Origin of the sequence: Flavobacterium sp. FlaQc-52, from assembly GCF_044007495.1 — a bacterium.
In the GTDB taxonomy this organism is placed as follows: Bacteria; Bacteroidota; Bacteroidia; order Flavobacteriales; family Flavobacteriaceae; genus Flavobacterium; species Flavobacterium cupriresistens.
In genome coordinates this window covers 409,583-426,400 of record NZ_JBIPCV010000003.1, presented here as the reverse complement: position 1 = coordinate 426,400, position 16,818 = coordinate 409,583, and the positions used below count along the sequence as shown (strand labels likewise).

Annotated in this window: 12 protein-coding genes; 3 read left to right on the top strand and 9 right to left on the bottom strand. The window is 34.6% G+C overall.

Annotation, left to right across the window (positions count from 1 at the left end):
* Positions 1-20: 20 nt before the first annotated feature.
* From ACHRV5_RS08375 to ACHRV5_RS08365, 3 genes are all read right to left on the bottom strand, one after another.
* Complete coding sequence (locus ACHRV5_RS08375) at positions 21-866, bottom strand: tetratricopeptide repeat protein (RefSeq protein ID WP_395426432.1); 846 nt, start codon at positions 864-866, stop codon at positions 21-23.
* 60 nt (positions 867-926) lie between these two features.
* Positions 927-1,481, bottom strand: a complete 555-nt coding sequence (locus tag ACHRV5_RS08370) for a hypothetical protein (protein WP_395426431.1) — start codon at positions 1,479-1,481, stop codon at positions 927-929.
* An 89-nt stretch (positions 1,482-1,570) separates the two neighbouring features.
* Positions 1,571-2,323: a LytTR family DNA-binding domain-containing protein gene (locus ACHRV5_RS08365; protein ID WP_395426430.1), complete on the bottom strand. Its 753-nt coding sequence runs from the start codon at positions 2,321-2,323 to the stop codon at positions 1,571-1,573.
* A gap of 380 nt (positions 2,324-2,703) precedes the next feature.
* Here ACHRV5_RS08365 and ACHRV5_RS08360 point away from each other — a divergent pair, with 380 nt between their 5' ends.
* Together ACHRV5_RS08360 and ACHRV5_RS08355 are read left to right on the top strand one after the other, a co-directional pair.
* A complete protein-coding gene (locus ACHRV5_RS08360; protein ID WP_395426429.1) occupies positions 2,704-3,996 on the top strand; it encodes an aminopeptidase P family protein in 1,293 nt (430 codons plus the stop codon).
* 7 nt (positions 3,997-4,003) lie between these two features.
* On the top strand, positions 4,004-4,903 hold the full coding sequence (locus tag ACHRV5_RS08355; RefSeq protein ID WP_395426428.1) for an alpha/beta fold hydrolase: 900 nt from the start codon (positions 4,004-4,006) through the stop codon (positions 4,901-4,903).
* 623 nt (positions 4,904-5,526) lie between these two features.
* Here the strand turns inward: ACHRV5_RS08355 and ACHRV5_RS08350 are convergent.
* Positions 5,527-6,045 carry a ferritin gene (locus ACHRV5_RS08350; protein ID WP_047776742.1) on the bottom strand — a complete coding sequence of 173 codons (519 nt, stop codon included), beginning with the start codon at positions 6,043-6,045 and terminating at the stop codon, positions 5,527-5,529.
* 88 nt (positions 6,046-6,133) lie between these two features.
* Positions 6,134-6,490, bottom strand: coding sequence for a hypothetical protein (locus ACHRV5_RS08345; RefSeq protein WP_395426425.1), 357 nt, complete (start codon positions 6,488-6,490; stop codon positions 6,134-6,136).
* Positions 6,491-6,746: 256 nt separating this feature from the next.
* On the opposite strand from ACHRV5_RS08345, the gene ACHRV5_RS08340 reads away from it, so the two are divergent.
* On the top strand, positions 6,747-7,520 hold the full coding sequence (locus ACHRV5_RS08340; RefSeq protein WP_395426424.1) for an alpha/beta fold hydrolase: 774 nt from the start codon (positions 6,747-6,749) through the stop codon (positions 7,518-7,520).
* A 415-nt stretch (positions 7,521-7,935) separates the two neighbouring features.
* On the opposite strand, the gene ACHRV5_RS08335 is transcribed toward ACHRV5_RS08340, so the two are convergent.
* The 4 genes from ACHRV5_RS08335 to ACHRV5_RS08320 all read right to left on the bottom strand — a co-directional run bounded on the left by ACHRV5_RS08335 (position 7,936) and on the right by ACHRV5_RS08320 (position 16,767).
* On the bottom strand, positions 7,936-10,701 hold the full coding sequence (locus tag ACHRV5_RS08335; protein ID WP_395426423.1) for a PD-(D/E)XK nuclease family protein: 2,766 nt from the start codon (positions 10,699-10,701) through the stop codon (positions 7,936-7,938).
* Between the two features lie 64 nt (positions 10,702-10,765).
* The gene (locus ACHRV5_RS08330) at positions 10,766-12,229 is read right to left on the bottom strand and encodes an OmpA family protein (RefSeq protein ID WP_395426422.1); all 1,464 of its coding nucleotides are present in this window, start codon (positions 12,227-12,229) and stop codon (positions 10,766-10,768) included.
* A 114-nt stretch (positions 12,230-12,343) separates the two neighbouring features.
* Positions 12,344-13,537, bottom strand: coding sequence for a glycine C-acetyltransferase (gene kbl / locus ACHRV5_RS08325; protein ID WP_047776731.1), 1,194 nt, complete (start codon positions 13,535-13,537; stop codon positions 12,344-12,346).
* A gap of 71 nt (positions 13,538-13,608) precedes the next feature.
* The gene (locus tag ACHRV5_RS08320; protein WP_395426421.1) at positions 13,609-16,767 is read right to left on the bottom strand and encodes a UvrD-helicase domain-containing protein; all 3,159 of its coding nucleotides are present in this window, start codon (positions 16,765-16,767) and stop codon (positions 13,609-13,611) included.
* Positions 16,768-16,818: the final 51 nt, after the last annotated feature.

The window sequence follows — 16,818 nt, the reverse complement described above, 5'->3', positions numbered from 1 at the left end:
AAAGCTATAGAATACCGTTGTTATTGCCCCAATTCCTTTTTCATTTTCTCAACCAAAGGCTTAAATCTTTGGTCATTCATTAAATACGATTCTACCTCTTGAAACCAGTTATTGAAGTTTTTAATTTCTTTTTTCAAATAGTAGGCTTGCAACACATTATAGGCATTTTCAGAGTTATAAGTTTTATCCTTGCACTCTTTAAAGACTTTACGACATACCTTTTCAGCCTCTTGAAGATTACCATTTTTAGTTTCCGCATAAACTAACTCTTTATTCGTATAAGCATCAAGCGGCTCTTTCTTTAGAGCAATCTCCAAAACATCTACTGCTTTCTGATATTGTTTCAGACAATTATAAGAAAAGGCCAATTCTACCAGAAGACCTTTATACTCAGGATTAATTACTTTGGCCTTCTCAAGATAATCCAGCGCTTTTTCGCACTCTCCCCAGCCATTATACATATAACCCCACTTATAAAGTCGGTCAACTGAACCCTCACCTACTTTATAATGTTTAAGCCAATCTGGAGTTTTCTCAATATTTAATTCAGCAAACTTTGATTCAGGAAGAACTGCTACTATATTGTTATTAGGTTGTAATCTATACTTTATGGAACTCTTCACTTCTGTTTTTTCCGAAATAAATTTATTACCGGACTCAATTTTAAAAGTTCCCGCATAGTCCAACGTTAATCCCGCATCTGCATCTATGTATATAAAACCGTAAGGATAAGCACCTGTACTATCTGCCTCAAAAACCACCCATTTATCCTCACATTGCACAAATTTCTTGTCAAATTTAATACTGTCTTGTGCAGAGAGATTAAACGAAATAAACAAAACAAGTAGGACAAGAATCTTATTCATAAATTTAGCAATATGGATTTGCAGCTTAAAAAGCCCGTTAAAAATTCAAATATATAGATTTCAACTCATTTTTACACTATCATTCCTACAAAGAAGCAATGTTAGCCCCAAAACAAAAACCACACAACTCAACAACATCCAAACACCATCTTTTAATACAAAAAACGAAAAACCTATTGCAGGCGCAGCAAGGATCACCATTAAAGAACCCTTCCTATTTGTTTTAACAAAATTCAATGCATGTATAGCCAATCCAATAAAAAGTAAAGATGGTCCCACAATCACAAAAGGATAAAGAATAGATGGTGTCGTACTTATCTGGTGACTTAATGCTTCTTTGGCGAGCTCGTTATTCCCGAAACTTGACATGATAAAGTCAATTGTACAAAGACCAACGTGAGCAATAACCCCTAACGTAGTCACAACTGTTGCAACCGAATTTATTTTGTTCTTCGGAAACATATCATTAAACGAGAGCAACAAACAGGCTCCAATTAAATTAAACCAATGCGGAAAATCGATTGGTTCTTGAAAATTTGGTAAAATCTTAGAAAAGAAAAAATAACTGATAAGAAAAAATAGCAATCCAAGTAGGCAAATGTGTTTTGTTTTCATAATTAAGTTTTAAAATTGATGAGACAAAACTAAAATGAAAAACTTCTGAACATGCCTCCAGCATTGACTTAGGTACAAAACACATCTTTTTAGGTACGAAATTGTAAGGCCCGTAAAGTTTCTTTATAATTTTTAGAAACCGGGAGTTCAATTTGCGTAAGTACAATCGTATTTTGATCCTTCCAAGATTTAAAATGCGATGGATTTATTAAATGTGAACGATGGATTTGAACCAAAAAAGCAAAATCTTCCTGTACTTTTTTAAGTGAAGAACGAATCAATTTGGAATGAAGTTTAGCATTTTCGATATAAAAAATCTCGACATAATTTTGAGCATTCGAAATACAGACCAAATCAGCCTTCCTGATTTTCAGAATATCCAGCTTATTCTCTCCTTTAATAATTAAAATGTCTTCTTTTATAGGAATCAGTTTAATCAGATATCTTCTGGCAAGGATAAGTACAGGAGTTAGAATTAGCGCTACTTTGAGAAATATTATTGAAAAGAACGCAGTAAAACTATATCCTCCGTTTAAAATTGGACTTTTATAGTAGGCGAAAATACCTATAAGATAGATCAGATAAAAAAAGATAATACTTGCTATTTCTAATCCAATATTCCATTTTGCTGATTTCTGGTAAACTATTTTTTGAAGAACAGCGAGAACAGCATAACATAAAAAGGCCAACAAGCTAAAGCCAAAACTTATTAAAAGCCATAATCGAAAATTTAGAGTCCCATCATCAAAAGGTTTTATGATAAAGGCGAAAATAAAAATCCATAAGGCTATGAGCAGACCTACTATTAAATGATATTTTATTTTCGGATTCAATTCTTTCATCTTTCCTAAAGTAATTTACAGCAAACAGAAATTAACTAATTTTCTGCTTGTTTTATAGGGCCAAGATACAAAACACCACAATTGACAAACTATTTTAAACAGTAATTTTCTCTCACAATGCCCAAAAACGGAAATTTCATAACCACATAAGTGATGTAAGTTCATTTAAAGAAAAACTTATATCTCCTATATTACTTATATGGTTTATTAAAAAAAATCGTAAAAACTCACTCTGTTTTAACAGCACCTGCAATCTGCATCAAAAAAGCTTTCACTTTATCATCAATCCAAAGAATAAGAAAACTTTAATAAACCAATTTTGTGCTGCTTCTTCAAAAAGTAGTAATTTTGAAATTCGAAGTACAAAAAACAATACTACTATGAAATATCACCAAATAAACAGCGCTCTTTTTGTAAAAAATCGCAAAAAATTCACGGCAGAAATGAAACCTAATTCTGTTGCCGTTTTTAATTCCAATGACATTTACCCTGTTAGTGCCGATAGTACACTGCCTTTTGCACAACACAGAGATATTTTTTATCTGAGTGGTGTTGATCAGGAAGAGAGTATTTTACTTTTATTCCCGGATGCTCCTTACGAAAACCAAAAAGAAATCCTTTTCCTTAAAGAAACCAGCGAGCACATCGCCATTTGGGAAGGTGAAAAATTAACCAAAGAACGTGCATTTCAGGTTTCAGGAATCAGAACGGTTTATTGGTTACAGGATTTTCATAAAGTGTTGAACGAAATGATGACGTATGCCGATACCATGTACATTAACACCAACGAACATTATCGTGCAGCTGTTGAAACAGAAACTCGTGAAGCCCGTTTTGTAAAATGGTGGAAAGAAAAATACCCTGCACATCAGGTAGCAAAAAGTAATCCGATTTTACAACGCATACGTTCGATAAAAGAAAGCGAAGAAATCGATTTGATTCAGCAAGCTTGCGATATTACAGAACTAGGTTTCCGCAGATTGCTTTCGTTTGTAAAACCAAATGTTACAGAATACGAAATCGAAGCCGAATTGATTCACGAATTTGTCCGTAATCGTTCTAAAGGTTTTGCTTACACCCCAATTATCGCTTCAGGCAATAATGCAAATGTGTTGCATTATATCGAAAACAACCAACAATGTAAAGCCGGTGACTTGATTTTATTGGATGTCGCAGCAGAATACGCTAACTATTCAAGTGACTTATCACGTACAATTCCGGTTTCAGGAAAATATACCGACAGACAAAAAGCAGTTTACAATGCTGTTTTGAGAGTCAAAAATGAGGCAACCAAAATGCTTACTCCGGGAACACTTTGGAAACAATATCATATTGAAGTTGGTAAAGTCATGACTTCTGAATTACTTGGTTTAGGTCTAATTGACAAAGCCGATGTTCAAAACGAAAATCCGGACTGGCCAGCTTATAAAAAATACTTCATGCACGGAACTTCTCACCACATGGGACTGGACACGCACGATTATGGTTTGCTTCATGAGCCAATGAAAGCCAATATGGTTTTTACAGTTGAACCGGGAATCTACATTCCGGCAGAAGGTTTCGGAATCAGATTGGAAGACAATGTTGTAGTTCAGGAAAAAGGAGAACCTTTCAACTTAATGCGCAATATTCCAATTGAGGCGGATGAAATTGAAAGTTTGATGAACTCATAATTACAAAATGAAAAGGATTTTTCTATTTACTTTTCTGCTCCTTCTTAGCAAAACTTTCGCTCAAACCGAAGGCTTTGCAAAGAACAACGACGCCAGTTTAACGTATTACAAAACATTCGGAAAAGGCGAACCTCTTTTAATTATTAACGGTGGCCCCGGAATGAACAGTAATGGTTTTGAAGCTATGGCAAAAACTTTGTCTGAAAATCAGGAAACGATTATTTACGATCAAAGAGGAACCGGAAAATCGAAATTGGTAAAATTGGATGCTACGACCATTTCGATGCGATTAATGGCCGATGATATTGAATCACTGAGAAAACAGCTTAAAATCAAAAAATGGAACATTCTCGGACATTCTTTTGGAGGAATGTTAGCTTCTTATTATGCAACGATCTACCCAAATAGCATTGATAAATTAATTTTATCATCGTCCGGCGGTGTGGATTTAACTTTATTAAAAAGCGCTAACCTTATTGAAGCTGGATTAAATCAAACTCAAAAAGATTCTCTGAATTACTGGAATGACAAAATCGAAAAAGGAGACACTTCTTATACCGCAAGAATTGGAAGAGGAAGAGCAATGGCTCCCGCTTATGTTTACGACCAGAAATACGCCCCGATCATTGCCGAAAGATTAACACAAGGCAACTCGACAATAAACGGATTATTATGGGGTGACATGCAAAAAATGAATTTTGATTGCAAAACAAAATTGAAAAATTTCAAAAATCCGGTTTTGGTCATTCAGGGAAAAGAAGACATCATCAGCAATAAAATTGGAGAAATTGCAAATAAAACATTCCCCAATTCAAAATTAATTTTACTCGAGCATTCCAAACATTATGGCTGGCTCGATGCCAGAGAAAAGTACTTCCTGGAAATTAATTCCTTTTTAAAATCATAAAAAACTACAAACGGCTCTCAGAAATGTGAGCCGTTTCTGTTTTCAAAAAATACTTTTTCTTCAACATAAAGATTAAACGAATCTTTTGGGCTTACTAATTTTTCAATAAGTAAGAGCATCTGCAAAAGGAATCAAGCCCTAAAGTTGTGGGGAAGTAAAAAATTGAATGTAAAAATTTAATTTGTCTAAAAAAACGCCAAATTTACAGAGTACACTCTCAGTTTGTCATTTCGAGCGAAGTCGAGAAATCACACAAGATATTCCGTAAAGAAAAGAATTAATCTTTGTCGATTTGCGAGTGCGATTTCTCGACTTCGCTCGAAATGACAGGATAGGGTAAAATTGTAAATATTAGGGTGCTACAAAAAACGTAATACCCATTAAATATTCCATTAACAATCTCCTACATTGAAAGTAACAATCAGAGCGTTTAACCTTTTTTAACTTTGCAGCTTTGCGGCTTTGCGACTCTGCGAGATTTTTAATTCTTCGCTGTCTTTAGGCTTGACCACAAAACATTAAACCAATATAAATTTATTGCGCTCTTAGTCGCTTAAAACAAAAAAGCCCTTAAAATGACATTTTAAATCATTAAGGGCTTTTTATAACTTATAAATTGAAGTTTATCCAATTTTTGAAATCTGCAAATCCAGTTCAAATTTACCGGCTGCGTCATTTTCATTGATTAACTCAAAAAGCTCTAAAGCTCTTCTTGCATTTTTCTCTTCTTCTCTTTGCTCTACAACATACCACATCATAAAGTTTTCTGTAGCATAATCGTTCTCAGCTCTACATTTTGCAATCACTTTGTTTACTGCTTGAGTAACTGCAATTTCATTTTGCAAAGCAATTTCAAATACATTTTTAAAAGAAGCAAACTCTTGTTGAACTTCAGAAACAGTTGGCGTGATTGCAATCCCGCCCATGTCAGTGATGTATTTAAAAACTTTAAGGAAATGCTCTCTTTCTTCCTCCGCTTGCTTATACATATGTGATGCCGTATTCGCAAAACCATTTCTATCCAACCATGCTGCCATAGCTAAATATTTATTAGAAGCATCGCTCTCTATTTTTGATTGTAAGTTTAGTATTTTCTCTATTCCTTCAACTAAGGAAGAACTTGTTCTTAATAAATCTTTCATGACCTTTAATTTTTATACGTGTAAAATTACAAAAATTAAAACCACCAACACTAGACGTCAATAAATATGGATTTATTCTAAGTAAACGTTAGACAAGATCAGCCGTCAAAACACTGCAAAGCATAGAGTGCAGGTTCAACGTAAATTTGGTTCCATTTAATAGTTCTCTAAGTTGTACTATTTCGCAAATGGTAAGATTTCTAGAGAAATTTCTTTTTGTAGTTTCTATTAACTGCGCATCAGACTGATCAGACAAATCATAAAGCATATTCAGAATATCAACGTTGTTGACCTTTCTTTGAAAAATCAAAAAGTCCTGAATTTTATAATGAGATACGGTATCTACAAAGTTGATGACTATGCTATTAGTCAAATCACATTGATAACTGTATCCTTTTTCGGTTTCAAATAATATTTTGGTGTTCAAATCACTAAATTCTGCCATTCTTATAAAATATAATAGAGCGCAAAATTATATAAATTAAATTAATTTCAAACATAATTAAGACTAATTTAAAATAAGGGAATATTTCTTTGCGCTAAAATTCACAAAACACACTACCCCGTACTACCAAAACCAACATAAAAAGCTAAAAATGTCCCTATTGCTTTTAAAGCATATTAACAAAAATGAAACACAATACTTTTTGAAGTCCATCGATAAAACTCTAATTTTGCACCTCATTCACATCTTCAGAGTCTTGAGAAATCTTCTATACAAAAACACCACTATATCTTATACTGATAACGGACAAGGAAACGCAATTGTATTCCTTCACGGCTTTCTTGAAAATAAAACCATGTGGAAAGATTATGTTTCTTTTTTTACAGATCAGTATCGTGTTATTACAATTGATTTGTTAGGCCATGGCCAATCCGATTGTTTGGGATATATACACGAGATGGAAGACAATGCACATGTTGTTCAGGAAGTTTTAGCTCATCTAAAAATTGAAAAAGCTACGATACTCGGTCATTCTATGGGAGGTTATGTAGGTCTGGCTTTCGCCGAATTGTATCCCGCTGCTATCAAAAAGCTAGTATTAATAAATTCAACTGCCCGAGAAGACAGTCCGGAAAAGAAAACAAACAGAAGCCGTGCTATAAAAGCAGTTAAACAGAATTACATCGCTTTTGTAAGTTTAGCTATCGCCAATTTATTTAGTGAAAACAACAGAACTAAATTCACTAAAGAAATTGAACGTGCTAAACTTCATGCTTTAAAAACACCTTTACAAGGAATCATAGCCTCACTGGAAGGAATGAAAATCAGAAAAGACAGAGAGACACTTTTACAAAAAAATCTTTTTCCGGTTCTGTTGGTTTTAGGAAAAAAAGATCCTGTTTTAAATTACGAAGAGACTATTTCTCAAGTTGAAGACACCACCGCAGAATTGGTTTCTTTTGAAGACGGACATATGAGCCCAATTGAAAATAAAGAAGAACTAAAAATAGTACTCTCGCATTTTCTTTAACAATTTAAAAGAACGAAATAAAAAAAGACCATTTCGAGATATCGAAACAGCCTTTTTCTTCTTTTCGTGGGGGCAAAAAGTATAATTTGTAAAATTTCTTTTAAAAATTTCGGCAAAGTTATTCTTTTTCTCCAGTAATCATAACACACTGAATCACTTTTGTTTATAGTTTATAATTTGATTCTTATAAAAACAGCATCTGTAAATAAATTCGGTAAAAACAACATATATTCTTGAAATTATAGAATTTTACTTCATAAAACTCAATTACAAAACTCTTGTTTTCGAGACTATTGCATCCTCAAAAAGCCTTTTATCGCTTTTATAAGAGAAAAACTACTTAGCTGTATTGCAATTTTGTAAATGACTAAAGACTTTTAACAGAATTCTATTTCTTTTTATCGTTCCAAAAAAACTAGTTTATTTTCTCTTCAAAAGGAATAGTCACATCAAAAATCTCTTTCAACAACACAACAATCTCTTCTAAATAACTGGCAAGTATTTCTTTTGAAACAGTTGTCGTCAATTCTTTATCTTCTTTAAAACCGAAGGGTAAAAAACCCGACTTCAGGTTTTTAAAGGAAATTATTCCTGCTTCGATCGGAATTTCTTTTGCTTCCGTTTCAAACATAAACGCATAGGCCAACACCTGAATGATTTTATCGTTTTTAAGCTCTTGTGTCAATCCATTCCATGATTTCAGCACCACACTGGCTTTTTCCACTTTTCCTGTCTTATAATCAATGATTCTGATTTTTCCGTTACGCAACTCAATCCTGTCTACATTTCCTTTAATCAAAACCGGAAATGGCAAAGCGGGATGCTGCAGTTGGCGTTCAAATGTTTTTTCTAAAGCAATGATCTGAACTTGGTCTCCATTTGAGATTAAATCCAATTCCATTTTCAGAAAATTCGAAACATTCCGTTTGGCTACCTCAAACGCCAAGAGGTTACGTCCTTTCTTAATCTCCCCTTCCTTATAAACTACTTTGAACTGTTTTAATACTTCCTCATCCAACAATTTAAAGCAATTCTTAATGTCAATTTCTGAAATTAATCGCCCGACAAAAGGATCATACAAAGCTTTCAGAGTCTCATGTATAATAGTTCCAAGTGTATTTAAGGCAATATTTTCTTCTACTTCCTCAACCTCCCTGATTCTCAGAATTTTTTGAAAGTAAAATTCAATCGGATTTCGAATATAACTCGTCAAAGCCGAAGGAGAAAACCCGTTCACCGCAATCTCTTTTAATCGCTCCAAAACGGCCTCTGACTTCGGAACCACCATTGGCGTATTGGCCATCGCAGGCAAAACCGGATTGTAGATATCAAAAGTAAGATTGTGCTTGACTTGTTTTTCTACTTCCAATTGCGTTATAAAACGACTGCGTTCTCCTGCATCTAAACCATCATTCTCTGTGTTGTAAATCAGGTAAATATTTTTAGCCCTTTGCAGTAAATGATAAAAGTGATAGGTATAAATAGCGTCCTTTTCTTTAAAAGTTGGCAATCCCAATTCCTTTTTAACATCATATGGAATAAATGAATTTTGAGATTTACCAGCAGGAAATTTACCTTCGTTCATAGAAGTTACAATTACGGTATCAAAATCCAAAACACGACTTTCCAGGACTCCCATAATTTGCAATCCTCTTAAAGGCTCTCCTTCAAACGAGACCTCCGCCACATCAATTACCTGTTTATAAATCGCATACAACGTATCAATGTTGTCAATATGTTTGTGTTTAGCATAATAACTAATCAACTTATTGATCACTTTAAAAATCGCAAAAACAAAGGCTTTCGCTATCTTCTCCTCTTCATTATCATTGCTGAAATTCTTTTTTATAACAAGCAAAAGTGTCGATATATTCTCGAGAACAGCAATGGATCCGTTTTCCCACTTTTGAAATAGCAATTTAAAAAGATCGGATACTTTAGGATTCAGTTCAAACAATCTGTTATGGGTAATAAAAGTATAATTGTTCTCTTTTATAATCTTAACCAAATTACCTGCACTTGCGTACGGCTCTACTAGCGGATGCGTTAAAACATCCAGCACATCTTTATAATAAAAAACATAACTCTCTCCTTTTCTGGAAAGTGCATTCGTATGCATTTTAAACAATTTTGCGATCAATATTTGTGAAGGATTGTTTCTACTCGAATACCCCATCGTAATATTCAAAGCACCAACAGAAGATGGTAATGCATATAAAACCGGGATCAACAAATTCTCTTCGCCTAAAACAACAGCCACCTTATCGAGAGATGTTGTTGGATTTTCTGCAATTATACGCTCAATAATGCTTCCCGTTAATTTAGCCTGGCCAATTGTTTTTGGAGTTCCAATAACCTGAATGTTTTTTGATTGAGAAAAATCATCAACAATCCACTCAAAAGGATTTGCTTTATAGTGTTTCCAATTTTCTTTAAAACGGCGCACAAAAAGTCCGGCATCGTGGTAAGGATCATTGAGAAAGACTTGGTCTACATCCCAATAAATTCTGGCTTGATCTAAAGCCAAAAGATGTTGCACGATTTTTTCTTCAGCCGCATTTAAAGCATTGAATCCCGCAAAAAGAAAACTGCGTCCTGCAGTTGTATTCGAAAAATGATTTAAATTATGGACTGCTTCGCGGTAAATCAAGCCTTGATATCCAATACTCTTATTGAGCAAATGATTGTATAAAGACTCATAATACAACGGTAGTAATTTCCAGAAATCAATATAATTTTCTAAAAGTTTGGTTTTGTTCTCTACTTCTATCCCCCATTTTTTAATGTCTTCAATATCGTTCAGATAAGACAAAACATGAGAGGGCTCTAACAAGTAACGATCAATTTCATTAAAATCCTGAAGAAGTGTTTTTGCCCAGTTGGCAAATAACTCGAATGACTGTTGATGTTGCTTTTCTGTAATAGAAAGATACACTTCGTAGAACTCGAAGAGCAATTCGATTGAATCAACAGACCGAATAGCGGCAACATCTTGCACAAAATCCTCAATACTAATTATATCCGGAGAAAGGATCGTATGGGAAGTTTCGTTTTTTAAGGCTTCAATTAAAAAAACCTTTGCTCTTTTATTAGGCAAAATAATAGTCGTCTCTGCCAGTTTATGGGAATAATCCTGAATGATAACGGTTGCTATTTTTTCGAGAAAGGAAGTATTTATCATTTGATAAAAATAAAAAAAGCCATTCAATTAAGAATGGCTTTTAGTATTTATTTTAAACTGTAAATTATAGTTTACCTTGGTATTTAGAACCAATGTGTTTAATTTCAGTTCTTCTGTTTTGAGCTTTTCCTGCAGCAGTTTTGTTACTTGCAACTGGTTGAGAAGATCCAAAACCTTTAGATTCTAAGTTTTCTTTGTTAACTCCTCTTTCAACTAACGCGTTTAATACAGCGTCAGCTCTTTCTTGAGAAAGTTTGTCATTGATTTTAGCAGAACCTGTACTATCTGTGTGTCCTTCAATGCTGAATTTCGCGTTTGGATAGTTTTTAAGGATTTCTTTAATTGCATCTAATCTAGCTGGAGTTTCTTTGTCTCCTGTTTTGAAAGTAGCTTTTCCTGAGTTAAAGTATACCGCTCTAGCTTGAACTTTAAGATCTTCTAAAGCCTCAGTAGTTACTTCTGGACATCCTCTGTTACTAGCAGGACCGTAAACTGTAGGACAATCATCATCTTTATCTGCTACACCATCTTTGTCAGCATCTAAGAAAGGACAACCACCGTTTTCTTTTGGACCAGCAACTGTAGGACATTTGTCATCTTTATCAGCGATTCCGTCTCCATCAGTATCAGGACAACCTTTTAAAGCAGCTAAACCAGCAACATCTGGACAAGCATCATCTTTATCAGCAATTCCGTCTCCGTCTGTATCAGGACATCCGTTTAATGCAGCTAAACCAAAAACATCTGGACAAGCATCACTAGCGTCAACGATTCCGTCTCCATCAGTATCAGGACATCCGTTGAATTGTTTTAAACCAGCAACATCTGGACAAGCATCGTCTTTGTCATAGATTCCGTCACCGTCAGTATCTTTACCTCCAAATTTGAAAACAAGACCAGCAGTGTGTTGGAAGTGAGATGGAGCATCTGGAGTACCAGAAGCATCTTCTCTATCTCCAGAAACTGACCATTTGTATTTAGTAGCAAGCTCTAAACCAATAGCATCAGTAAACCAGAAAGTAACACCAGCACCTGGGTTAACAGTTCCGTAGCTACTGTCTCCTAAGAAAACATAACCACCACCTACAGTTAACGAAGGATCGATTACTTTAGATTTGATTAATTCTTGGAAGCTATATTTAATAGTAGCATCAATTCCATAATACATCAAATCACCAGGATTAGTTACAAGCATACCTCTTGAATCGTGTCCAGGAGCAGTTGGGCTAAAAGTAACGTATTTATCAATTTTGTTTACAGAACCTTGTAAACCAACTGAGAAACCACTACCAACATATTTAGACACTCCGATGTAAGACAAAGAAGGAAGGATATTCCAGTTGTCTTTTACAGCGAATGGCTGAGAAAAGTGTTGGTTGATCCAACCATTACCTCCACCAGCACTAGTTCTAGTGTCAACGGCATTAACTCCAAAAGAGATAGCCCATGGATTGTTACTGTCTTGCGCGTGAGAACTTAAACCCATCACCATCATCACAGCAACTAAAAGTTTGTTAAGATGTTTCATACTTAATTTTTTTTAATTACAATTTAGTTAATTACAAGCAAAAGTAACACCAAATTTTTTAAATACAAAATGAAATGTTAAAAAAAACCTACAAAAATTCGGCCAATGTGGTAATTATATAACTTTTAACATTTTTCCGACAACTTCAAAAGCCTTTATCGCTCTGTCCAAGTGCTCTTTAGTATGGGCTGCCGAAAGTTGCACTCTGATCCTTGCTTTTTCTTTCGGTACAACAGGAAAGAAGAATCCGATTACATAAATCCCTTCTTTCAAAAGTTCATTAGCCATAGTCTGTGACAATTTAGCATCATACAACATTACCGGCACGATCGCTGAATCCCCATCTATGATATCAAATCCGGCATTTTTCATACCTTCTTTAAAATAATTTGTATTCCATTCTAACTTATCTCTTAGTGAAGTATCTTTTTCTAACAACTCAAAAACCTTAATAGAAGCCCCAACAATAGCCGGTGCAAGTGAATTTGAAAACAAATAAGGTCTTGATCGTTGACGAAGCAATTCAATAATTTCTTTCTTAGCGGTAGTATAACCTCCCATTGCTCCACCTAATGCTTTACCAAGGGTTCCGGTTATAATATCAACTCTTCCCATAACTCCTTTTGCCTCAAGAGTACCTTTACCAGTTGCTCCGATAAATCCTGCAGCATGACATTCATCAACCATAACCATAGCATCGTATTTGTCTGCCAAGTCACAGATTTTATCCAATGGCGCCACAAGACCATCCATAGAGAATACACCGTCAGTAACAATTAGTTTAAAACGAGCTCCGGCTTCATTAGCCTTAATCAACTGTTGTTCTAAATCTTCCATGTTACTATTTTCATAGCGATAACGGGCCGCTTTACACAAACGAACACCATCTATAATAGAAGCATGGTTTAAACTATCTGAAATAATTGCATCATTTTCTCCCAACAACGGCTCAAAAACACCTCCGTTTGCATCAAAAGCCGCTGCATATAAAATAGTATCTTCTGTACCATAAAAATCAGCAATCTTTTTCTCCAATGTTTTATGAATATCCTGCGTACCGCAAATAAAACGAACAGACGACATTCCAAAACCATGTGTATCCATAGCGTCTTTAGCCGCTTGTACCACTTCTGGATGCGAAGAAAGGCCTAAATAATTGTTGGCACAAAAATTCAAAACTTTTTCACCTGTTGAAATTGTAATTTCAGCATCCTGAGCTGAAGTAATTATACGTTCTTTCTTAAAAATTCCATTTTCTTCAATAGTTTGCAACTCACTTTGCAAATGTTCTTTTATTTTTCCGTACATTTTTATTTATTTAATATGTTAAAAATTAACAACTTAACCCTAATTAAGCTATTAACAACTGATTAATTTTATCACAAATTTACCACATCGACAGCTGTTCCTATATACACCAGTGCTTTTTTTAACACTTTATAGCCCAAATCCTCGATTGCATCCTGATATTCCTGAATTTGTCTGGTGTATTTCGTATTAACAGCCCCCGTTTTATAATCTAAAAGATAAGCTTCTTTGCTCTTTGTCAGCACTACACGATCCGGTTTTAAAATCTTACCCTCCTTCTGAACAATTGTTTGCTCATTCAAAATCTTATCTTTCCCATCAAAGTATATGGTCAACTCAGGATGATTTACAATTTCCTGAAGCGTCAACAATACTTTTTCAGACTGATCAAAAGTTACCAGACCATTCTCCATTGCTTTTACAACTGCCAGATCAATATCTGATTTATCCTTAACAAAAGCTAAGATTTCATGGACTACATTTCCATAGGAGATTGCTTCTTGTTGGTGCGTACCCCACATGAGCGCTTCGCGTTGCGCAATTTTTATATTCTTCGGATCTAAAACCTCAGAAATCATTGGAATCGTTCGAACTAAATCTGCCTTTTTTGATAAGGGCGAAAGTTTCTTCTTATTTCCAAAATCATATTCTAATTTTTCCGGATCGTAAATCCCTTTATGAATCAGATATTTTATAAAAAACGAAGCCATATTACTTGGGAACTCTCCATCCTTCCGCTCTTTTAAAGACTGCGAAATAACATAAAGCTGCTCTTCGGCACGTGTTAATGCCACATACAAAACGTTGATGTTATCAAGTAATTCTTCTTGTTTTTTCAAATTAAAAACAGCCGAAGCACTTTCACCAAACCCTTCAACAGCACTACTATTGTCAATTAGCGCTTTTGGAACCCCCAAATTTTCCTCTTCAGCATCTAACCAAAGCTTGTCTTTTGGCTTTCTGTTATAATCTTCTTCCGCAAACGGCATGATAACAACCGGAAATTCCAATCCTTTCGATTTATGAATAGTCATAATCCGAACGGCATTATTTCCTTCGGGAGACGGGATACTGAATTTCTCTCCATTTTTCTCCCAAAAACTAAGAAAGTCTGCTATTCCGGCCTGATTTCTAATATCACGTTCTAAAACAATATCGAGAAAAAACTGTACATAGGCATTCCCTTCGGTTGGAAGAACGAATTTTGAAATGATAATTTCAACTGCCTCATACAAGGATTTTTTTCTGATATTCTCGAAAGATAGTGAGACATCAAATGTCAGAAGCCAGTTTTCAAAATCACTTTCAAATTTCTTACTCATTCCCTGGGCAATAAAATCATGAACCGGTATTTCAGTTTCTAAAGTACCCGTTAAAAAATGCAAAAAATTAGCCTTTGCTTCTAAATCAGCGCTATTATTTAAGTATTTCAACAGATGAATTATTAAACGCACTTCTGTTGCATTTTGAATCATCAGTGTTTCTGAAGACAATAGCGGAATATTTTGTTCTGTCAAATAATTGGCAATCGCAATTCCCTGCCCCCTTTTACGGGTCAGAATCACAATGTCTTTATACTCAAAACCTTCCCGAACTACATTCTGAATTGTATTTAAAGTAGCCAAAACATATAGATCTGATTTTTCGACCACTTCTTCTTCATCTGCAAAATCACTTTTTTCAACAACAGGAAGAAAAGAGATATTGACATACCCTCCTTTTTTGGAATTTGCATTTTGAAAACTATGATTCTCATACAAATCTTTATAATCCTCATTTGAAAATTCAGCAGAAATCAACTTAAAAAAAGCATTATTAAAATCAATTACCTCACTATAACTGCGGTAATTGGTATCTAAATGCTCTAGTTTTTGATCTTTATTGCTAAATGGATTTTCCCCTTTACTCAATTCGATAAACTGCTCGGCTTTACCACCTCTCCAGCGATAAATGGATTGTTTGGGATCTCCAACAATCATCAAAGTACCCTTATTTCCCAAATCGTCCTGACCAGCAAGCGCATTATCAATTAACGGAATCAAGTTTTGCCACTGCATTTCTGAAGTATCCTGGAATTCGTCAATAAAAAAATGACGGTACCGTTCTCCCAGACGCTCATAAATAAAGGGCGCCGGTTGATTCTGAATCTCCCGATAAATAATCGCATTAAATTCAGAAATAGATAATATATTTTGTTCGGATTGAATTTTGGCTAATTCATTACTAACGGTATTCAGTAATGATAAAGGCGTAATATTTTTAAGAAAAGCTTTGTAGAAATCTCTTTTCTCGAAGTTTTTATAGATTTTAACCAGCGTTTGAAGCAATTCCGGAATAAGATTTTCGATTATTGCTTTGTCTTTCGCCGTTTTATTGATGGCAATATCCTCAAACTCATGAAAGGTTTTATTCTTTGGATTAAATTTCCCATCCTTAATACTTTCGAGATGATTTGGAAAAGTCCCTCTTGAAAAAGATTTCAAGTCAATTCCGTTTTTATCAATTAAAACGAGTAATTCGGCGGCAAACTCCGCATTCTCTTTTTCCAGATCGGCACACAAAGCCGACATTTTCTTTTTTATAGCGATAAACTCCTCAATGGACTTATCCTGAAAATGCAAAATTTCATTTCGGTTATTTTCATTCAGAACCAACCTACCGGTTTCCAGAATTTCACGCGAAACATCCCAACTCTTATCGTCGTCGGTTTTTTCCATCGTAAAATCAATAAGTAATTTGGTAAGCGTTTCATCCTGCCCTGCCTGAGCAATAATGGCATCGACAGCTTCTACCAATAAATTCTCGGTATCCAGAGTAACCTCAAAAGTCATCGGTAAATTCAAATCGTGTGCAAAAGCACGAATTACCTTATGTGTAAATTTATCAATAGTAGAAATATCAAAAGCCGCATAATTATGAATCAGGTGCTTAATGATATTTTGAGATTTTGTTTTGATTCTGATGATCGAAAGCCCTGTTTCTCTCGACAAATCCTCCATTAAATCGGATGCTTTATCGGAAGGGATTTCTTTTGTAAACTCAGATAAACTGCCTACAATACGGCTTTTCATTTCATGAACTGCCTTGTTGGTAAAAGTTATAGCCAAAATATTTCGATAGGCATCGTTTTTTGGCGAGGAAAGAATAATCTTCAGGTATTCCTTAACCAAAGTATAGGTCTTTCCCGAACCTGCAGAAGCATCATAAATGGAGAAAGACGGACTTTGCATAAGCTTAGTTTTTGTATGACAAAAATAGCATTTTTAAAGCACTATTAATTT